The 21,661-nt window shown below is 32.8% G+C and carries 20 protein-coding genes and 1 other annotated feature; of the genes, 6 read left to right on the forward strand and 14 right to left on the reverse strand.

Translation table 11 applies throughout. From position 1 onward, the window contains the following. Position 1 precedes the first annotated feature (1 nt). A complete protein-coding gene (locus tag R4B61_RS06690) occupies positions 2-370 on the forward strand; it encodes a DUF805 domain-containing protein (RefSeq protein ID WP_413627484.1) in 369 nt (122 codons plus the stop codon). Between the two features lie 127 nt (positions 371-497). Continuing rightward, positions 498-734: a binding site (T-box leader), on the forward strand. A gap of 191 nt (positions 735-925) precedes the next feature. Then, positions 926-2,272: a branched-chain amino acid transport system II carrier protein gene (gene brnQ / locus R4B61_RS06695; protein ID WP_413627485.1), complete on the forward strand. Its 1,347-nt coding sequence runs from the start codon at positions 926-928 to the stop codon at positions 2,270-2,272. Between the two features lie 50 nt (positions 2,273-2,322). On the opposite strand, the gene R4B61_RS06700 is transcribed toward brnQ, so the two are convergent. Then, positions 2,323-3,933, reverse strand: a complete 1,611-nt coding sequence (locus R4B61_RS06700; protein WP_413627486.1) for an ArnT family glycosyltransferase — start codon at positions 3,931-3,933, stop codon at positions 2,323-2,325. Between the two features lie 159 nt (positions 3,934-4,092). Continuing rightward, entirely contained in the window at positions 4,093-4,695 is a 603-nt protein-coding gene (locus R4B61_RS06705; protein WP_413627487.1) for an ECF transporter S component, read from the reverse strand. A gap of 152 nt (positions 4,696-4,847) precedes the next feature. Between R4B61_RS06705 and R4B61_RS06710 the strand changes: the two genes are divergently transcribed. Both R4B61_RS06710 and R4B61_RS06715 read left to right on the forward strand, forming a co-directional pair. Further along, a complete protein-coding gene (locus R4B61_RS06710) occupies positions 4,848-5,948 on the forward strand; it encodes a M24 family metallopeptidase (RefSeq protein ID WP_413627488.1) in 1,101 nt (366 codons plus the stop codon). 123 nt (positions 5,949-6,071) lie between these two features. Next, positions 6,072-7,430: an FAD-dependent oxidoreductase gene (locus R4B61_RS06715; protein ID WP_413627489.1), complete on the forward strand. Its 1,359-nt coding sequence runs from the start codon at positions 6,072-6,074 to the stop codon at positions 7,428-7,430. 64 nt (positions 7,431-7,494) lie between these two features. Here the strand turns inward: R4B61_RS06715 and R4B61_RS06720 are convergent, their stop codons facing one another. The 7 genes from R4B61_RS06720 to trpD all read right to left on the reverse strand — a co-directional run bounded on the left by R4B61_RS06720 (position 7,495) and on the right by trpD (position 13,265). Beyond that, positions 7,495-8,349, reverse strand: a complete 855-nt coding sequence (locus R4B61_RS06720; protein ID WP_413627490.1) for an IS3 family transposase — start codon at positions 8,347-8,349, stop codon at positions 7,495-7,497. Further along, positions 8,349-8,852, reverse strand: coding sequence for a helix-turn-helix domain-containing protein (locus R4B61_RS06725; RefSeq protein ID WP_413627383.1), 504 nt, complete (start codon positions 8,850-8,852; stop codon positions 8,349-8,351). The genes R4B61_RS06720 and R4B61_RS06725 overlap by 1 nt, the downstream gene beginning before the upstream one ends. An 85-nt stretch (positions 8,853-8,937) precedes the next feature. Then, positions 8,938-9,705, reverse strand: a complete 768-nt coding sequence (trpA, locus tag R4B61_RS06730; RefSeq protein ID WP_413627491.1) for a tryptophan synthase subunit alpha — start codon at positions 9,703-9,705, stop codon at positions 8,938-8,940. Next, on the reverse strand, positions 9,698-10,888 hold the full coding sequence (trpB, locus tag R4B61_RS06735) for a tryptophan synthase subunit beta (protein ID WP_413627492.1): 1,191 nt from the start codon (positions 10,886-10,888) through the stop codon (positions 9,698-9,700). Before trpB ends, trpA begins: the two co-directional genes overlap by 8 nt. A gap of 1 nt (position 10,889) precedes the next feature. After that, a complete protein-coding gene (locus R4B61_RS06740; protein WP_413627493.1) occupies positions 10,890-11,474 on the reverse strand; it encodes a phosphoribosylanthranilate isomerase in 585 nt (194 codons plus the stop codon). Continuing rightward, positions 11,461-12,246: an indole-3-glycerol phosphate synthase TrpC gene (gene trpC, locus R4B61_RS06745; RefSeq protein WP_413627494.1), complete on the reverse strand. Its 786-nt coding sequence runs from the start codon at positions 12,244-12,246 to the stop codon at positions 11,461-11,463. The genes R4B61_RS06740 and trpC overlap by 14 nt, the downstream gene beginning before the upstream one ends. Continuing rightward, entirely contained in the window at positions 12,243-13,265 is a 1,023-nt protein-coding gene (trpD, locus tag R4B61_RS06750) for an anthranilate phosphoribosyltransferase (protein WP_413627495.1), read from the reverse strand. The genes trpC and trpD overlap by 4 nt, the downstream gene beginning before the upstream one ends. A gap of 810 nt (positions 13,266-14,075) precedes the next feature. Here trpD and R4B61_RS06755 point away from each other — a divergent pair. Together R4B61_RS06755 and R4B61_RS06760 are read left to right on the forward strand one after the other, a co-directional pair. After that, positions 14,076-15,494, forward strand: coding sequence for an anthranilate synthase component I family protein (locus R4B61_RS06755; protein WP_413627496.1), 1,419 nt, complete (start codon positions 14,076-14,078; stop codon positions 15,492-15,494). After that, positions 15,478-16,053, forward strand: a complete 576-nt coding sequence (locus R4B61_RS06760; protein WP_413627497.1) for an anthranilate synthase component II — start codon at positions 15,478-15,480, stop codon at positions 16,051-16,053. Before R4B61_RS06755 ends, R4B61_RS06760 begins: the two co-directional genes overlap by 17 nt. Positions 16,054-16,081: 28 nt before the next feature. On the opposite strand, the gene codA is transcribed toward R4B61_RS06760, so the two are convergent. From codA to R4B61_RS06785, 5 genes are all read right to left on the reverse strand, one after another. Further along, positions 16,082-17,326: a cytosine deaminase gene (gene codA, locus R4B61_RS06765; RefSeq protein ID WP_413627498.1), complete on the reverse strand. Its 1,245-nt coding sequence runs from the start codon at positions 17,324-17,326 to the stop codon at positions 16,082-16,084. A 5-nt stretch (positions 17,327-17,331) separates the two neighbouring features. Beyond that, positions 17,332-18,693 carry a purine-cytosine permease family protein gene (locus tag R4B61_RS06770; RefSeq protein ID WP_413627499.1) on the reverse strand — a complete coding sequence of 454 codons (1,362 nt, stop codon included), beginning with the start codon at positions 18,691-18,693 and terminating at the stop codon, positions 17,332-17,334. Positions 18,694-18,830: 137 nt separating this feature from the next. Next, positions 18,831-20,057 carry an ArgE/DapE family deacylase gene (locus R4B61_RS06775; protein WP_413627500.1) on the reverse strand — a complete coding sequence of 409 codons (1,227 nt, stop codon included), beginning with the start codon at positions 20,055-20,057 and terminating at the stop codon, positions 18,831-18,833. Next, positions 20,041-20,574, reverse strand: a complete 534-nt coding sequence (locus tag R4B61_RS06780) for a shikimate kinase (protein WP_413627501.1) — start codon at positions 20,572-20,574, stop codon at positions 20,041-20,043. The genes R4B61_RS06775 and R4B61_RS06780 overlap by 17 nt, the downstream gene beginning before the upstream one ends. A 3-nt stretch (positions 20,575-20,577) precedes the next feature. Next, a complete protein-coding gene (locus R4B61_RS06785; RefSeq protein WP_413627502.1) occupies positions 20,578-21,660 on the reverse strand; it encodes a prephenate dehydrogenase in 1,083 nt (360 codons plus the stop codon). Position 21,661 lies beyond the last annotated feature (1 nt).

A 21,661-nucleotide genomic window follows, 5' to 3' on the forward strand; every position in this document is an offset into this window, starting at 1 on the left:
AATGTTTAAAGCTTATGGAGAATTTTGGAACAACCTATTTAATTTCAGTGGTACTTCCTCACGCTCACAATACTGGTGGCCTATTATTATTAACTATATAATTGGTGGAATTATCGTAAACTATATTTCTACTGCAAATGGATATTCAATTGATACAATTTATACGTTCAGTGATTTGACTGTCAATACAGTTGCAAAAACAATTGCCTTTCTAGTTTGGTTAGGTACTTTATCATTGAAATTCCGTCGTTTACACGATTCTGATCACTCTGGTGGTTGGGTTCTAATTTCATTTTTACCATTTATTGGTACGATTTGGTTCTTTATCCTAATGATTCTTCCCACTAGAAGAAATCGTTGGACTTATTAATCCCACTTAATTGGATTCGACTGAGGCATTTGCTCAGTCGTTTTTTATTATCCTAATAAAATTCCAACATCCAAAAGTAAGCTTGACTTTTTTATTTTTTTAAATTATGATAAATCTCAAATAAAACATAACGACTGAGCGTAGAAAAGTAAGTTTATTGCTGATTTTAAGAAAGCCTCTGTTTGATGAGATGAGGTAATCAGTCTAAATCGAAAATCATCTACAAGTTTCAGATATGAATTAACTAATATCTGATGGGTTTGCCCATTATAGCAAGCGAGTATCGTTGATTAATCAATCGTACTCTTAGAGCCAATTACTTAAATTGGAAATATGGGTGGTAACACGCTGAAGCGTCCCTAACTGTTTTTGACAGTTAGAGATGCTTTTTTATTTCCTATATTTTTTTGCGCAAAAATTTAGTAAATGGAAATTTGGGTGGTAACACGTGTAAAACGTCCCTAACTGTATTAATACAGTCAGGGACGTTTTTTTATACCACCAATTGTTATAAAACAAAGTTTATGTTTTATTAAAAATTTAAGGAGTAATTTTATGAAATTAAAAATGAAATCTAATTTCAAACAGCATTTATTATTATCATCACTATTATTCGGTTTGTTTTTTGGCGCTGGAAACTTAATTTTTCCAATTCACCTAGGCCAAATAAGCGGAGAAAATTGGTTACCAGCAGCATTGGGTTTTGTTCTTTCGGCAGTACTACTACCATTGGGATCTATTTTAGCTTTAAGTATTACCAAAAGTAAAAGTATGTATGACTTAGCACTACCTGTAGGAACCACATTCTCATTACTTTTTTTAATTTTTGCTCATGCTTCTATGGGTTTATTTATTGGTTCTCCAAGATTGGCAACCGTTTCTTTCACAATGGGAGTGAAACCATTTTTACCAAATAATAGTTGGGTTCACCCTGCTCTATTCATTTTTTCGGCCCTCTTTTTTAGCTTAATCGTTTACTTAGCCTATAACCAAAACAGCATTATTAATAGCGTCGGAAAATTTCTAAATCCTTTATTTATCATTTTATTATTTTCTCTCTTCTTTATTGCATTTTGTTTACAAGGAGATTTAACTAAACTACCTTCCATCCCAGTAGCTGGAAAAGGAACTGGTTCATTTATAAATGGATTCTTAGAAGGCTATAATACAATGGATGCATTAGCAGGACTTGGTTTTGGGGTCACCATCATTACCGCATTAAAAGTATTTGTAAAAGATGAGAAGAAACATGCTTGGTCAGTTGCAAAAGTTGGCTTTTCTGCTTTAGGATTGGAAGCATTAATTTACGTTCTTTTAATTGCACTGGGAGTTGCTAGTCTAAGCTATACCAAAATAAGCACAGATGGTGGAACTGCTTTTACAATCATAATGAACCACTATACTGGTGCTTTTGGAGCTGCTGTTTTAGCAGTATTAACCTTTCTTGCTTGTGTAACAACTGCTCTAGGAGTTTTACAATCGTTTTCTCAAGACTTAGGTAATCGCTTTCCCAAAATTGGTTATCACAAGTTTTTAGTATTCTCAAACTTAATTGCTTTTGGTTTAGCTAACCTTGGTTTAGACCAGATCATCTTATTTTCTTTACCCGTATTGGTTTTCTTATATCCCCTCGCAATTACTTTGATACTGTTAGCACTTTGCTGCAAAGTTATCGGTAAAAATAAAATCATATATCGAGTAACCATGACTTTAGTTTTAATTCCAGCAACACTCGATATGTTCCATTCCTTACCACCTATGCTTCATGCGCCATTTACAGCTTTAGACAAATGGTGCGTAACAAACATTCCACTCTTTAGTATGAGTTTAGACTTCATTCCATTTATGCTGACTGGATTTATAGGAAGTGTTATATACGTTAAATTGTTTCAAAAAAAATAAAATAACCGTCAAAAAAAGCTAAAAATTAGTTCTCACTAATTTTTAGCTTTTTATTTTAACTTATATAAAACATATTCAACTTGATTGCCTTGCGAAAATTGAGCATGATGTGCTCGAATCTCATAAGAATCATTTAGCGCGTTGATTCCTCTTTTATAAACATGTTTTTTAAATGAATTTTTGATCTGGTAATCTAAATTATTATTAGTAGTTGCATCCACCACAATTACCACCCACTGCGTTTTTTTCTTTTCAATTGCGGCGGCAGCATCGTCTAGCATTTGTGGATATTTTTTATACGGAATATTATTTCGTTCAAAGAAACGCACATTTGGATATGCTCCAGAAGTAGTATAAAAACCATTCTCTAAAAATCCAAATGTTAGCAACGTTGGTCGACCGTCACTTTCGTTCTTCATTATTTTACCAAACTTAATTTGAGCTGATTCTTGTACTTTTTTACCACCATGATTAGTAATTGCTGGATTATTTGGGAAAAGTTTAGAATATTGTAAATTTTGATTAACCGAAATCGTCATAAATATCGAACCTAAAATCAACAATATGGTCGTTAATAATCCGGCATGAAGACTCTTTAACATTCCCTTTTTATTAAGTGCCACGACCAATAATAGATATGCTAAAACTAAGTAAGGAAAATAAGCTAGTAAATAATAGGCACCAAAAGTTCCACCAATCACGGCTAAAATTGCATTAGTCAACATCATCGCAACTATTACTTTAAAAGTTGCTTTGTTGTTAATTACTCTCCGGTTACAGTACAGCGTAAAGATAGCGACTAAGACCAGACCAGTAATTACCGGATTACTAGTTACCAAGAACTGAATATAGGTGGAAATCGAATTAATTAATCGCGTCAATCCATTACCGTTAACTGAACCATACATAAAAATATTAGTATAAAAGTAAACGTCAAAAAATTGTTGCAATCCATTTTCAATCCAAAAATAAATTAACCAAGGCACCGTAGCCAAAATAAACCCACTCAAGCTACTCCAAAATAATTTAGCAATCGCTGGAAACCGTCGTTGATAAAGATAGATTCCAAAAATGATTAAATAAAAGGCAATCCAAGATCCCAATAAAGTATATTTAGAAAAGAATACCACTCCAACTAGGAATCCTTGAATAAACCAATCTAATTTACTAATTTCAAAATTCTGTCGCCCACTTTTTAGGGTTAAATAAATCAAACTTAAGATTGCTGGAAATACGAAAAACTCAACAGTTGCTCCATATGTATAAAAAGGTTGCATGAATACGAAAACGGGAACAAATAATGAAACTCCAAAAGCTAAGTAATCTTGTAAATATAGCCTAGCAATCTTATAAGTCAACCAGATTATTAAAGTTAAAATCAATATTTCAAAAACGGCCGAACCGATGAATGTTTCAAACGAAATCTTAGAAGCCAACCCATAGATTAAATATACATAGGGTCCCTTTTGCTCAAATAAATCTTTGTAGGGAACAATCCCATGCATCATGGATTTTCCCACGGTCATATAATTATTGTTATCACCCGAATAATTAAATTCATACATCGGCGAACTATATGACAACAAACCAATTAAGATTACACTGATTAATAAAAACAGACTCACTATAATCCAATTACTACTTTTACTTAATTTTTTCATTATCTTTTATCAATCCTTATTTTTTTCAAATAAAAATGGAATTTTCTTTTGTGAAAACTCCAGTTCTATTTTGGTGAATATTTATTTTTAATTATAAACTATCTTCTCCAGGTACAAAATAAAATTTACATTAAACTAAAGTGAAGATTTAGTTATTTTCTAGATACTTCTATTTCGCACTAATTTTAATAATGGTTTACAAATAATTGGTACTAAAACTCCCGCTAAAATCGTTTCAGGAATTCCATTCGTTAATACTACCGCTAGTAAAAATTTAGTCAATAAAGTAGGATCAGATACTCCATACGCATGTGCAACAGCCGGCGTCTGATAAAAGATATCAATCAATCCCAATACCATTGCGGTATTTAAAATACTGGCAACCATTGCTGTAAGTGACATCGCAAAAATTGGTTTTAGTTTAGTTTTAAAAAGACAGTAAAACAAATATCCAGCAATCAAACCCACCAAGATTCTAGGAAGAATCGAGATTAGTGGATTCGTAAATACGATTGGTTGAACTGGACTAGTTGGAGCAACAAACGCTCTAATAAAAGAAATTAATCCCCAAACACCACCTAAAACTGCTCCATCAACTGGTCCTAAAATAATTGCGGCAATTATAACAGTTATATGAACAGTGACTAAATTAAATGGACCAATTGGTATATAACCGAACATCGGAATTAAATTTTGAACGATAATGATTGCTATAAACATTGATAAAATAGCAATTCGATAAGATTTATTTTTTTGCTTCACAATTAACTGCTCCTTAAAATACAATACTTAAATATTAACAATCTTTTTCTATACATTAAACTAGTTTAACAAGAAGAAATGAATATCACATCTTTTTTTATCGCCTTTTCTTAAAATTATGCTAAAATTACCGAAAACCCCGGGAGGATATTATGGAAAAATTAACTCAATTACAAACTTATACGAAACAAAATAACTTAGATGTAACATTCATTAGTAACTTTGAAGATGTTCAATACTTCACCGGTTTTGGTAGTGATCCAATTGAACGAGTTTTAGCATTAGTGGTTTTCCCTGATGCTGATCCATTTCTATTTGCTCCAGCATTAGAAGTAGAAGATATCGAGAAATCAGGTTGGCCATACCCAGTTTACGGCTACATGGATCATGAAAAACCATTTTCAATGATTGCAGATTACATTAAGGAAATAAATCCTAATCCCCAAAATTTTGGCATTGAAATGAATAATCTAGTGGTTGATCGTTTTCAAGCTCTTCAAACAGAATTTTCAAATGCTAATTTCGACCATGATGTAACTCCAGAAGTTCAAACGTTACATTTAATTAAAAACGAAGCTGAAATTGAAGCATTACGTGCTGCCGGAAAAGAGGCCGATTTTGCTTTCAAAGTTGGATTTGAAACTGTTCGTCCTGGAATTACTGAGGCCGACGTTGCTGCTGAAATTGAATACCAATTAAAAAAACGTGGTGTCATGCAAATGAGTTTCCCAACTTTAATCCAAGCTGGTGAGCATGCATCCCAACCCCATGGCGATACTAGTACCAACGTTATCAAAGACAATGAATTAGTATTATTTGATTTAGGAACTGTTCATGACGGCTATATCAGTGACGCCAGTCGAACAGTTGCAGTTGGAACTCTAAATGATACGCAAAAAGACATTTATCGAGTTTGTTTAGAAGCACAACTAGCTGCCCAAGCAGCAGTAAAACCTGGGATTACTGCCGCAGAACTTGATAAAATTGCTAGAGACATCATTACTAAAGCTGGATATGGTAAATACTTTATTCACCGTTTAGGTCATGGAATTGGAATGAGTGAACACGAATTCCCTTCAATTATGGAAGGAAACGACTTAAAATTAGTTGAAAATATGTGTTTCTCAATTGAACCAGGAATCTACATTCCTGGGGTAGCTGGTGTAAGAATTGAGGATTGTGTCAGAGTTACTAAAGATGGTTGTGAACCATTCACCCATACTTCTAAATTACTAAAAGAAATTGTAAGATAGGAACCAACCAAAATTTAGCCGCCTTTAATTAAGTTTTTATCAACTTTCTTGTACGTTAATTCACATTGTGATATATTATTATATGTAAACGATTACAATTAAATAAAAAAGAGGTATTTACATATGAAAGTTATTGCTATTGGTTGTACTCACGCAGGTACATTTGCAGTTAAACAAACGATTGCTGACCATCCAGATGCTGAAGTAACTGTATACGAAAAGAATGATAATATTTCCTTCTTATCTTGTGGAATTGCACTATATCTTGGAAAAGAAATTAAAAATGATGATCCTCAAGGACTATTTTACTCTAGCCCAGAAGAACTAAAATCATTAGGTGCCAACGTTAAAATGAAACACGAAGTAACTAACGTTGATCCAGCTACCAAAACTATTAAAGTTACTGATTTGGAAACTGGTAAAGAATCAGAAGAAAAATATGACAAATTAATTATGACTACTGGTTCACGTCCTGTAGTTCCCCCAATTCCAGGAATTGATAGTAAAAAAGTTTACCTATGTAAAAACTGGCATGATGCTAAATTACTTTTTGATGAAGCTCCTAAAGCTAAATCAATTACTGTGATTGGATCTGGTTACATTGGTGCAGAACTTGCTGAAGCCTACTCAAAACAAAACCACGAGGTTAACTTAATTGATGGATCAACTCGTGTTCTTTACAAATACTTTGACAAAGAATTTACTGATATTCTTGCAAAAGACTTTGAAGACAATGGGGTTAACCTTTTTCTTGGCTCAAAGGTAACTTCATTTGAAGAAGCTGGTGATCAAATTATTACCAAGAATGCAGCCGGTGATGAAATTAAATCAGACATCGCCATCTTATGTATTGGTTTCCGTCCTAATACTTCCCTTTTAAAGGGTAAAGTTGACATGATGGATAATGGTGCCATTATTACAGATGAATACATGCATTCATCAAATAAAGATATCTTCGCTGCTGGTGATAGTGCTGCAGTTCATTACAACCCAACTAACTCAAATGCCTACATTCCTCTAGCAACAAATGCCGTTCGTCAAGGACTATTAGTTGGTATGAATTTAACTGAAGATAAAGTTAAATACATGGGTACCCAATCATCATCTGGTTTAAAATTATATGATCGTACTTATGTTTCAACTGGAATCAATACTGCTTTAGCCAAGGCTAATAACCTTAAAGTTAAAGAAGTAGTAATCACTGATAACTATCGTCCTGAGTTCATGTTATCAACTGAACCAGTTTTGATGTCATTAGTTTATGATCCAGAAACTCGTCGTATTTTAGGTGGGTCCCTATCAAGTAACTACGATGTTTCTCAATCAGCAAACGTGTTATCAGTATGTATTCAAAACAAAAATACAATTGATGATTTAGCAATGGTTGATATGTTATTCCAACCTCAATTTGATCGTCCCTTAAACTACTTAAACATTCTTGCTCAAGCTGCTCAAGCACAAGAAGCTAAAGATAATAAATAAGTAGTCATAACAAAAGACCGTTAATGATGTGAACCCATAAAGTTGGACACATTATTTAGCCTTTCTAGGAGACAAGTTTTCGATATTGAATCGGAGATTTGCCTCCTAGTTTTGTTTTAATACGATAATTATTGTAATAATAAATCCAATTCCTAACGGAATTTATTAGTTCCTCTTTTGTATTAAAATCGTTTCCTATTTCAATTTTTAAAATGTGAAAAAATGATTCAATAACCGCATTATCTAAACACGTTGCTTTACGTGACATGCTTTGGGTAATGCGGTTTTTCCTTAGAAATTTATTTAAACGTTTATTTTGATAGTGAACACCCTGATCAGAATGAAAGAATCTTTTAAATTTTGTTTTAGGCAATTTTAAAACAGCTTCTTTAATTGGTGAAAAAACTGAATCAAAATCAGGATAATCACTAACACTATATGAAATAATTTCACCAGAAAACAAATCTAAAACTGGATTTAAATATATTCGTTCATTGATACTTTGATTTCCATATCTTAGTTCTGTTGTATCTGATGCTAATTTTTGAAACGGAATTGGAGTATTGAATCGACGATTCAATCTGTTTTTAAATCTTTTACCAACATTACCTTCGTAAGAATTATATCTACGTCTTTTCTTTCCGAAAACTGATGATAGAAGATTATGTTTTTTCATAATTCGAAGTACACGTTTATGGTTAACATTTTTACCAGCATTATTAAGTGCCAATGTAACTCTTCTATACCCATAATTAGGATTGTTTTCCTTAATCTCTTTTATTAGTTTAATTATATTTACATCTTTGTTTATTGAATGCGATGAAATCGCGTAATAATAGTTACTTCTAGGTAATTTAACGGCTCTTAAAATGAAACTTAAACTAACCTTGAATTTACGCCTTAAATCATCAATTACCATTACTTTTTCTTTGTTTGTTTTTGATCTAAGGCTTTCAGTTTTTTTAGATATTCATTTTGAATTCTAAGCATTAAATTTTCTTCTTCAAGTTGCTTCAATCTTTCATCTTTTGATAATTTAGTTTGTTTTGTTATCTTGTTTTTAGTCATTTTGGGATTACCTCGTTTTCTTGATAATCCGATTATACCTAATTCATCAAACTGATGTTGCCAAAAATAGATAGTACTTTCAGAATGTATTTTAAATTTATTGCACAATTCCGATAAAGTAGAATTATTTGAATTTTTATATTTCAATACTTTAATTTTAAATTCTAAAGAATACTCTATTTGATGACGATTTTTACAACTAATCATGCTGAAATTTTTGTTTTTAATTCTATTAATCCATACTAATATAACCGATTTTGAAACATGGTACTTTTGGGACAACGTAGTTGACCCAATTCCGTTAAAATATTCTTCTATAATTTTATTTTTTACTTCGTAATTTATTCTTGGCATAACAAAAACCCCACAAGTTAGATTATTGTCCAACTTGTGGGGTTCACATCATAATCTTTAAAAGATTAACGGCCTTTTTATTTTGTTAATTAATAGCTGCTTTCATATCATTCGCATAACTACTTAATTCGTTAGCAGAATTCTTATATTTAGAAATGATATCAACGATTGCACTACCTACAATGATTCCATCAGCAATTTGGCTAAATTCATGCGCTTGTTCTGGAGTATGAACGCCAAAACCAATTGCAACAGGAACATCCGTAAACTGCTTAATTTGACTAACCAATCTTTGTAAGTCAGCTTTAAATTCATCTCTAGTTCCCGTAACACCCATCGAAGAAACTAAGTAAATAAATCCACTAGCTCGATTAGCAATTTTCTCAATTCTTTGTTTTGAAGTTGGTGTAATTAATTGAATTAAGTCTAACTGATATTTTTCAATACTTGGGATTAATTCAGCTTGCTCTTCATATGGTAAGTCGGGAACAATCATACCTCCAACGCTTAATTCTGCACAACGTTTGCAAAATTCATCATAACCCGTTTTAAAAACTAAGTTAGCATAAGTTAAAAATACCAAAGGAACATCCGATTGTTTCCGTACCGCTTGAACAATCTTAAAAACATCTTCTGTATTAACATTTCTATCTAAAGCTCTTTTATCAGCTGCAGCAATTACTGGACCATCTGCAACTGGATCAGAAAAAGGAATTCCAATTTCAATTAAATCAGCACCCCCTTTTTCTAAGGCTAAAATATTAGTAACCGTAGCCTCAATACTAGGATCTCCGGCTACAACAAATCCAATAAACGCTTTTTGATTTTGGAAAATATCACTAATTTTACTCATCAATATCAACCCCTTTATATTTAGCAATTGAAGCTACATCTTTATCACCACGACCTGAGATTGTACAAATAATAATTTGATTCTTTCTCATAGTAGGAGCTAGTTTTCTTACATAGGCTACCGCATGTGAACTTTCTACAGCTGCAATAATTCCTTCCGTTCTGGCAATGTATTCAAATGCTGAAACAGCTTCATCATCAGTAATCCCAACGTATTGAGCCCGACCTGATTTAGCTAGCTCGGCATGTTCCGGACCAATCCCAGGATAATCTAACCCTGCAGAAATAGAATAAACTTCATCAATCTGACCATCTTTATTTTGTAAAAACTTCGATTTCATTCCGTGAAAAATTCCATCGGTGCCCTTTTCAAGAGTTGCTGCATGCTTGTCAGTATCAATTCCTTTACCAGTTGCTTCACAACCAATTAGCTTAACATTTTGATCAGCAATAAAGTTAGCAAAACTACCAATGGCATTACTACCACCACCAACACATGCCACGACTGCGTCAGGTAATTTACCCGTTTCTTTCAAAATCTGTTCTCGAGATTCTTTACTAATTACACTTTGAAAATCCCGTACCATTAGTGGAAATGGATGAGGTCCAACTGCTGATCCCAATACATAAAAAGTATCCTCTAAATCAGTAATCCATTCTTGCATTGCGGCATTTACTGCATCCTTAAGAACTTTAGACCCACTAGTTACGGGATGAACTCGAGCACCTAATAGCTCAATTCGAAAAACATTTAATTTTTGTCTTTCGGTATCCTCTTCACCCATATAAATATCACATTTCATTCCCATTAGTGCAGCAATTGTTGCCGTTGCTACTCCATGTTGACCAGCACCTGTTTCGGCAATCAATCTTTTTTTACCCATCCGCTTAGCTAAAAGGGCTTGGCCAATCACATTATTAATTTTATGGGCACCCGTATGATTTAAATCTTCTCTTTTTAAATAGATTTGAGCCCCGCCTAAGTCTTTGGTCATATTTTCGGCGAAGTATAAAAGCGATGGTCGATTGGCATAATTATTTAATAAATAAGTTAACTCTTTTTGAAATTCTGGATCATTTTTAGCATCTTGATAGACTTGTTCAATCTTATTCAATTCGTTCATTAAAACTTCGGCAACATACTGACCACCATAGATATCATACTTTCCATTTTGTTTATTCATTTTAGTTCTCCTCAAAATTCTTAATTTTGGCAATTACTTTTGCTATTTTAGCCTGGTCTTTTATCCCATTTGTTTCAACACCACTAGAAATATCGACGATTGCAGGTCTTACTATAGCAAGTGCCGCCTCTACGTTTTCCAGCTTAATTCCCCCGGACAAAACTTGAGGTTTTTTAGTTCCCAGTTTTTTAAAGGTTTTGGGGGCAAGTCCACGCCCTTTACTGCCATCAATCATTACTAAATCACTCTGACTAATAATTTCATTCTCAGCTTTAACAACCTGAATTACCTTACCGTTCAAGCTATGAATTTTATCAACAATTTCAGGAGTCAAATCACCATAATATTGCACGGTTTTAATTATCTTTTGCTTCAGTGCGCTTTGAACATCAGTAAATTCTGGATTAGCAAAAACCCCTACCGTTTCAATGTCTGGAAGAAGATTAGACTTCAAAACTTTGGCCTGACTCAAACTGATTTGTCGTTTACTTGCAGCAAACACAAAACCGACTAAATCTGGTTTTTCAATATTTATTTTCTGGACATCATCAACCGTTTGAATTCCACAAATTTTAATTTTCACCATTGCTTAACTCCAACAATTTTTTCTTTTTATCTTTCGCTAACATCATGGTTTCTCCAATTAAAACGCCATTCACATTAGCAGCTTTTAACTCATCAATATCATTGCTACTTTTTACGCCACTCTCAGATATAAACAACACCCTTTTTGGAACCAGTTTTCTCAAATTTCGCGCATTACTTAAATTAATCGTAAAATTTTTCAAATTACGATTATTCACCCCAATTATTCGTGCACCAATCGCTAATGCTCTTTTAATTTCTCTTTCGTCATGTGCTTCAAAAATTGCTGAAATTCCTAATTTATTTGCGAGTTCAAAAAATTTTTTCAATTCATTGTCAGTTAAAATTGCACAAATTAATAGTACTGCGCTGGCCCCCGCTAATTTAGCCTGATAAATCATATAGGAATCTATCGTAAAATCTTTTCTTAATACAGGAACTGAGACATTTGCAACCACTTTTTCTAAATCAGTTAAGTTCCCCTTGAAATATTGTGGTTCAGTTAACACTGAAATCGCTGCTGCTCCGGCTTCTTCATAGCTTTTAGCAATTGATTCAACATCAATATTAAGTTTAATATCACCTTTGGAAGGAGATGCTCTCTTTATTTCACAAATGTAGTTTAATCCAGTTTGTTGTAATTGCTTTTCAAAGAGAAATTCATCATTAACTGGTAATTCAGCCACCAGTTTTTTGATCCTTGTGAAGGGTAACTGCTTTTTTTCGATTGAAATTCTTTTTTTAGTAGCGTTCGTTAAATCATCTAAAATCATTTTTCTGCTCCATCATTAGTAGTTTTAATAAAATCAAATAACTTTGCTTTAGCCATTCCTGAATCAATCGTTTCTTTTACAATTTGAATTGCTTCTTGTAAAGAAAGCTCTGATTTAACTAAATGAAGGGCCACCGCAGCGTTCAAAACCACCACATCTCGTTTAGGACCTTTTTCTCCATTCAAAATTGCTTGGGTTATTTGGGCATTATCAGTTGGCGTTCCGCCAACTAAATCTGTAGGTTTACAAATACTAAAACCTAATTTTTCAGGATTAATGGACCCTTTCGTAAAATGATGATTGTCTAACTTAACAAAGTTGGTTTTAGCAGTTAATGTAACTTCATCTAATCCATCATCACCGTGAACTACGATTGCTTTAACAACCCCCAGCTGATCCAAAACATGTGCCATGGGTTCCACTAGTTTTTCATCACTAACCCCTAAAACCTGATATTGTGCACCGGCAGGATTAGCCAAGGGTCCCAGATAATTAAATATGGTTGTAATTGGTAAACTTTTTCTAACCGGAGCTACAAATTTCATTGCTTGATGATACTTTTGTGCAAAAAGAAAATAAATTCCATTATTTTTTAAAGATTGCAGAGATTGTTCTGGGCTAACCATTAAATCAACCCCCAAAGCCTCCAAAACATCTGCTGCCCCACTTTTACTAGTAGCAGCTCGATTCCCATGTTTAGCAACTGGAATTAATCCAGTTGCCGCAACTACAATGGCAGCAGTAGTTGATATATTAAACGTATTTGATTGATCACCACCAGTTCCCACAATTTCTAAGACAGGATAATTAGGTGTTATTTGTAATGCATGTTTTCTTAAAGAACTTGCAGATCCTGTAATCTCTTCAATTGTGGCACCTTTAGTAGCTAATCCCATCAAAAAAGCTGATTTATCAAAATCATTAGCTTGATTGGTCATGATTTCATCTAAAACTTTTTCTGCTTCTTCTGCTGTTAAATTATTTAATCTACTCAATGTTTGAATTGCTTCTTTAATCATGTTTAATCTCCTTTAATCTTAAATCCAGAATAATTAATAATATTTGAAGTTTTGCCATCGTTTTTGTTCCATTTTTTATTGCTCCTTTAAATTTATGTACAAAAAAACCGTCCATAACAAATTAATGTTAAGGACGGTTTCCCGCGGTGCCACCTTTGTTTGAAAAAAGAGTACTCCAAAAGAATACAATTTCCCCACGCTTAGCAGAGGACTAACATCCTCCCGACAACTGACGTATATCATCACGTCAAACCATACTATAATTTCAGGTTTGCCCTCGATGGTCCACTTAACTAACTGCGTTCGATTACCATTCTCAGCACCGGTAACTCTCTGGGCGGGCACATTAGTTTTAATCTCCATCTCATTGGTTTATTTTGGGTCTCATTTAATTTTCATTAATATTAGCATTATAAATTTAAATGTCAACTACTTTATTTTTATTTGACTTTTTTTAATTTATAAAATATGATTGTCAAAATCAAAAAATTTAATATCCGTCAATAACTTTGTAGAGTTATTAAACTGTTGACGTGGAGATCAAGATTATTAGGACTTTTAGAGAGCTGATGCCGGTGAAATATCAGTAAGAAACCGATAATTAAATGGACCACTGAGGGTACTAATAAAAGCAATATGCTGATTACCTAGTAACGTGTTGAGATACGTGAATTCTCGGAGGAATGTTTGTTCCTTGCTAAGCGGATCGTAGTTTTCGACTACCATCAATTAAGGTGGCACCGCGGATTTAAAAGTCCGTCCTTAACATTAATTTGTTATGGACGGACTTTTTTACTGGAGGAGATTACTATGACTAAGTTTAAGCAACATGTTTTAAAATATCGAGATGAAAATTTTAATCCCGAATTAATTATTAAAAATGCAAAAAAATCGCAAAATGACGTTTATTTATTAGAAATAAAAAATAAAAACCTAATTGAAAAAACTAATCTAATCTATCTAGGTATATCACCCAAACTAAAGATAACTTACAAAGATGGCTTCATCACAATCAATAATCACAATCAAAAAAATATTACAGTAAAAGGAGATTTACAAAATTATTTAGAAAAAACATTAAACTCATATGATTTTGAAAAATATCCACATCCCCTCCCTTTTTCAGGCGGATTGGTTGGTTATTTTTCATACGATTATGTTAAATATCAAATTCCTGAATACAATCACATTAAAAACCCCTTTAATTTAGATGATGCCGGCTTCATGCTTTTTACCGAAGTAATTGCATTTAATCCTGCAAATAGCGAAGTAACCTTAATTCAAAATTTACCCCAAACAGAAGATAGTACAATTTTAAAATTAAAATCAAAACTTCAACGGTTACAACAACAAAATTATAAACTATCCCCACTACAAATAACTGAACCACTAATTCCTAAATATAATCAAACAGAATATCAAAAATTAATCAAAAAAGTCATTAAAAATATATACAAGGGAAATATTTTTCAAATGATTCTTTCTAATCCACTTCAAGGTCAAGCTAAAGGTGATTTATTTTCACTATACAATCACGTTTCCGGTAATTATCATTCATATTTTAGTTTAGATGATTTTCAATTTGTAACTGCCTCACCTGAGACTCTCTTAAAAAAAATAAATAATCATTTAGCTACTTTCCCACTTGCAGGAACTAGACGTCGCGGAAAAGATAAACATGAAGATCAAAAATTTGCTAATGAGCTTTTAAATAATCAAAAAGAAATTGCTGAACATAATATGTTAGTTGACCTAGGCAGAAATGATCTTGGAGCTGTTAGTAAATTTAATACCGTTCAAGTTACAGAACATATGAAATTAAAAAAATATCAACAAGTTATGCATTTAGCCTCAACGGTTGAAAGTACAATTACTGATAATAAAACAACCATTGATGCCATTAAAGCTGTCTTTCCTGCTGGTACTCTTTCAGGAGCTCCTAAAAACTCGGCAATTAACATTATTAACAAATTAGAACAGCAACATCGAGGTATTTATGGCGGAACCTTTGGCTATCTGGATTTCAATGGTGATTGTGATTTTGCAATTGGAATTCGTCTAGCACATAAAAAAGCTGATCATTTAACGGTTCATTCGGGTGCTGGAATCGTTGCAGATAGTATTTCCAAAAATGAATATCAAGAATGCTTCAATAAATCACGCGTTATTATTAAGGCTTTGAATGAAACAACAAAAATGGAGGTTTTAAACAATGATTCTTTTAATTGATAATTATGATAGTTTCACGTATAACCTATATCAACTAGTTGGTTCCCTTGATTCGAATATTAAAGTTATAAAAAATGACGAATTAACTGTTTATGAAATCGAAAAATTACATCCACGTGCAATTATTCTTTCTCCCGGACCAGGAAATCCTGATGATGCTGGGGTTAGCTTAGAGGTTGTTACAAAATTACAAGATAAGATTCCAATGCTCGGCATCTGTATGGGACTGCAAGTTATGATACAAGCTTTAGGTGGAAAAATAATTCCTGCTAAAAAATTAATGCACGGTAAAACGTCTAATCTAAAGTTAAATAACAAGAGTTTACTATTTAATAATTGCCACCCTTCCGGAAAAGTTGCTAGATATCACTCCTTGATTGGCGATAATAAAAGTTTGCCGCAAGAATTCAAAATTACAGCAGTTGATGAAGATAATGAAATTATGGCAGCGGAAATTGCCGCCAAAAAATTATATGGTGTCCAATTCCATCCTGAATCGATTCTGACTGATACAGAACTGGGAAAACAAATAATTAATAACTTTCTAACTTCATTTTAAAAAAATCCCGATTATCCATCGGGATTTTTTATTTAAGTTTTAAATTAAGTTGTGCTTGTTTGGGTTCATTTTGAACTAGTATTTCACCATTTCTGATGGAATATAACATTGTTGCTCTTTCATTAAGAACATCATAAAAATTAGTGGCATCAAAGACTAAAAAACTAGCAGGTTTTCCTACCGAAATTCCATAATTTTCACTAACATGTAAAGTTTTGGCTCCATTTATACCCACAAACTGATAAGAATCTAAAATCTGATGATATCCCATCATTCCACTGGCTAAGATTCCCACGTATAATGCGTCCAACATGTTTCCATCTCCCATTGGATACCAAGGATCTTTAATATCGTCTTCACCAAAAGATACATTAACGTTATTTTCTAATAGTTCTTTAACTCTTGTTAATCCTCTTCTCTTAGGATAGGTATCAAAACGGCCACCTAAATGCATATTTACCAATGGATTAGCAACCATATTAATCTTCGATAATTCTAGTAATCGCATTAATTTATAAGCATAAGCGTCATTAACACTAGCTAAAGAAACTGTATGACTAGCTGTAACTCGATCTTGTAATCCGGATTCATATGCTAAAGTTGCTAAAACTTCCAAGTTTCTAGAATTAGGATCATCAATTTCATCACAATGAACATCCACTAATTTATTATATTTTTTTGCCAAGTTAATTAAAAAATCCAAAGAATCACGACCGTAGAATTGGTTAAATTCGTAGTGGGGAATCCCTCCAATTGCATCGACTCCCATTTTAGCAGCTTCTTCCATCAGTTCCTTACCTTGTGGGAAAGATAAAATTCCTTCTTGTGGAAAAGCAACCAATTGCAAATCGATAAAATCTTTAACCTCGTCTCTTACTTCTAGTAATGCTTTTAATGCTGTAAACGTTGGATCAGTAGTATCAACGTGACTTCTTACAAACTGAATCCCATGACTAGCTTGTTTTTTAAGAGTTTCAATTGCTCTTTTCTTAACATCTTCATGGCTAAGGGTCTTTTTCCGTTCTGACCAGATTCGAATCCCGTCAAATAAGGTTCCCGTTTCATTCCATTCGGGATCACCAGCAGTTAAAGTAGAGTCTAGATGAACATGGGAGTCAATGAATGGTGGAATAACTAATTTTCCATGTAAATTAATTACTTTTTCTCCATCTAACGGTGCTATTTCAGTTTCAATAGCGGTAATTTTTCCATCATTAATTCGAATGTCTTGTGTACTAGAGTTATTTTCGATATAGGCTTGTTTGATTAACATTTCAATTACCCTCTTTTATTATTTTTAAACTTACCACTTACATAATAAAGTACTGCAACCACTGCCATTACGATAAATGTAGCTCCAGTAGTTTTTCTAATCATTTCTAAGTTAGTTAACCAGAAATATAATCCAATTCCCACTAACCAAAGGATAAATGCAATCCAATTAATTCCTTTTTGATACCAAAACTTACCACTTGTACTGGTAAAGTTTTTTAGGTTGTATTGTTCCCTGTTCATACAGAAATAATCAACCAACATAATTGCAATGATAGGTCCTAAAAACATTCCAATATAATCCAAAAATTTAGTAAAGACAGTTAAGAAGTTACCATTAATTAGTGGAATAAAAGTAAAAATCATTGCAATAATAGTTGTAATTAATAATGATTTTTTCAAACTAATTTTAGGGAACATATTATTTAGTGCTGATCCACCAGCTTGTAAGTTTACCGCATTAGCCGTCATACTAGTTAGTACAATTACTATCATTGCAATTAAACCTAACCCCAATTCATTTGCAATCGTACTTGGATCGGAATTGTTAGGATCATAAGCACCACTAGTTAACGCTACACTAATTGCCGTTGATAGTCCCATAGCAGCAAAACTAATCACCCCTACTAAAGCACCCCAAAATGGTGCACTAGTCGAAATTTTCTTAGTTTTAGCAAATCGAGTAAAATCAGCTCCACTAGTAACCCAGGCCAAGTTAAAGGCTGCTAAAATATCAATTGCTGCTCCAAATGGCATCCGCGCTTTCATCGGAACGATCCAGTTAGCTAATTCTTTTAATGAAACATGTTGAAAGACCACAATTGCTTCCCAAGTGACAAATAAAATAACCAAAATAATTCCGATTCTTTCAATAATTCGAACTGATTTCTGTCCGGAAATAATACTTAATAAATGCAAAACACTCATCAATACAATTCCTACAATCAATCCTTTATTTCCACCTGGTTGTCCAAAAACTGGCCAACCAAAGAAACTATGAAAGATAAATGATAATGAGGTCGCTGCAATAAAAGTATTAACGGCCGTCCACCCCATGAACATGATTAAATTAACCATTGAGGGAATCAAACTACCTCTAATTCCAAAGGTTCCTCTAGCTAAAGTAGTCGTAGAAAATCCGGTTTCAAAACCCATTTGACCAATTAAACTTAAAAATACATATGAAATGGCGGAGGAAATTAACAACGCCCAAAATCCATTTAATAAACCACAGGCAGCAATAATTCCACCAATAAACCAAGTTCCATTGTTGGCATTTGCTCCAAACCAAGTTGCAAACATATCCCAATAACTCATGTTTCGTTCATCATCAATAACTGGATGAACTAAATATTTTCCGTTATCCATACTGTCCTCCCAATTGCAAAAATAATCATCTTTAACTAGTAATAGTAGTACAAAATTAGAAGCATGACAATTGTTTTCCGAACATTTTTCACAAAATAAAAAGAAACCATTCATTTTATAGATGGTTTCTTTTTCTATTAATCAAAGTAACAAACAAATAATTTTTTATAAATTTCAATAAAGTTCAACCACATTGAAAGTGAGGTAGATTCATTATTTTGGTGCATTTTTAACGGATTACCTGGTCCAAAAACAGCGTAACTAGCTCCATTTAATTTGTTAACCAATAATTCTGAAGCATCCGTACCACCTGCTGCAGTTAATACTGCAATCTTATCTTTAGAAAAAGGATTAAAACCTTGTTTTTCTAACATCAACTGTCCCTGTTTAACTTCTGATTCACTATAATCAGTTTTATTTAAAAATGGAGTTGCAACTTTGATAATATTATTAATTAATTTTGATTTAGGATCTGCATTAACAGGAGAAATATTCATTTTAATAGCTACCTTGATTTCGCCATCATGAACGCGGTTAAAATCGGCAACAACTTGCTTAAAATCTGCAATTATCTGTTGATTATTATAACTGGGAACAATTCTGGTATTAATCTCAGCTTTAGCAATCCCAGGAATTGCATTGACTTGAATTCCACCTTGAAAAATATCAACAGTATAGGTAGTTTTACCTAAACTAGCACTCTGATTTTCTGCCGCCTTTTTTTCAATTACTGCTCTAGTTTCTTCTAAAACATCCATCAAATTTTGAATTGCATTAATCCCAAAATTAGGTCGAGAACTATGTGCTTCCTTCCCAATTGAAGTTACTTCAAAATCAACTTCTCCCTTATTGGCATATACAATTCGATAGCCAGTAGGTTCAGCAATTAATAATGAATCAACATCGTCCATATAACCATCTTTTTGTAATTGATGTGAACCTAACATTCCAACTTCTTCACCGGCAGTTAAAAGTAACCGAATTGTCCCAGGCAACTGAATTTGTTGTTCCTTTAATTCGATTAATGAAATGATTAAAGCGGCTACTCCACCCTTCATATCGGTAACACCACTTCCAAACATAATTCCATCTTTGATCGTTAATTCAAATGGATTAGTTTTCCAAGCTGACTTATCAACAGAAACTGTATCAAAGTGGCCACTAACTGCCAAAATTGGATGATTGCCACTACCAAATTCAACAACTAAATTGGCTTGATTATTACCTAAATCAATTAATTTGCTTTCAATTTCATACTTAGCTAAAACAGTTTGGATATACTTAGCTGCTGGAAGCTCATTCCCATTAACAGTATTAAAAGAAACTAAGTTACTCAAAATTTTAATTTTATCTTCTTGTTCCACTATTATCACCAATCTTATTTTTATTTAAAAAAAACATAATTTCAGAAACAATTACTTCAGGCTGTTTAGAATTAGTGTTAATTATTAAGTTTGCAACCCGATGATAACGACTATCTCTTTTGTGTTTTAGTTCGATTAATTCATCAGTTGTTTTCAAACTAGCAATTGGACGTCCATTTTTTGACCCTAACCGCTTTTTAATATCTTCGTCCAACATATCCAATAAAATAACTGGAGTATCACCATAACTAACATATTCCAAACAATTATCATTCATTATTGTACCGCCACCAGTAGCTAAAATTCCACTAAATGAAGTTTGTTTTTGCAATAAATCATACTCTAACTTGCGAAAGTAGGCTTCTCCCTTGTTTTTGAAAATATCATTAATTGAGAGCTGGGTATATTTAACAATTTCTTGATCTAAATCACGAACATCTAAATTCAACTTTTCTCCTAAAAGCTTACTAATAGTAGTTTTCCCACTACCCATAAATCCGACTAAAATTAACTTCATTAGCTACCTCCTCACAATTTTATAACTACTACTAAGGAGCATCCGAGCCTTATTTAAATCAGTTTCATTTGAAAACGTTAACTGTAAAATACCTTCAACATCTTCTCTAATCTCTAAAATATGAATATTAACCAAACTAATTTTATGCTCGGCTAATTGCTTAGTAATTTTTGCTAATTCTCCCCTTTGATCAGGAATATCTAAAAACAAATCAAAAAAACCAGTTTGAGAGTGTTTTTGTTGCTTTAACTTATCTCGATTAAATTTAGCAGTTGCAAAAAATGACTCAACCTCCTCTTCATCTCGATTTTTTAAATGAGCAGCTAATTTGTTTAACGTTTCTTGATAAATTTTCAGTTGCTGTAAAATTATTTCTTGATTACTAAGTAAAATTGATTTCCACATCACTGGATCAGCCGAAGCAATTCTAGTGATTGACTTAAAGCCTCCAGCTGCTAGTTCCATCCCTAATGGTTCGTTACTAAATTCTTGATTAGTTTGATTTACTAATCCAGCTGCAATTATATGTGGGAGATGACTGATTTGAGCAACAATTTTATCATGTTGTTTAGCATTCACCTTCAACCATTTTGCTTTAGTTCCCACTAATAATTTTTGGATTTTTTGTGCAGCTTCTGTATTTTTACCGGAAATTTGAAAATAAAAAGCATTTTCAAATAAATTTGCTTTCCCCGCAGTCACTCCCGTTTTATGCGAACCAGCCATAGGATGACCACCTACAAACGTTATGTGTTTACTATCAAGTTTTCGTGCAGTTTTCATGATTAATTGCTTAGTACTACCGACATCAGTCACAACCACATCTTTTTTTAAATCTAATTTAGATAATTGTGCTATATCAATAATAATTTGAGAAACAGGAGTTGCTAATATTATAAAATCTGCTTCACTACTATTAGTTAAATCAGTTGCCGCTTCATCAATTAGTCCATGATTAAGTGCATATTGAATGGTTCTTTGATTTTCATCTAAACCAATAATTTTATATTCTGGATGATTAATCTTAATGCCTCTAATCAAAGAACTTCCAATCAATCCCAAAACTTTAACCAATACAGTTTTCATC

The organism is Fructilactobacillus vespulae (genome assembly GCF_047324295.1).
GTDB lineage: Bacteria > Bacillota > Bacilli > Lactobacillales > Lactobacillaceae > Fructilactobacillus > Fructilactobacillus vespulae.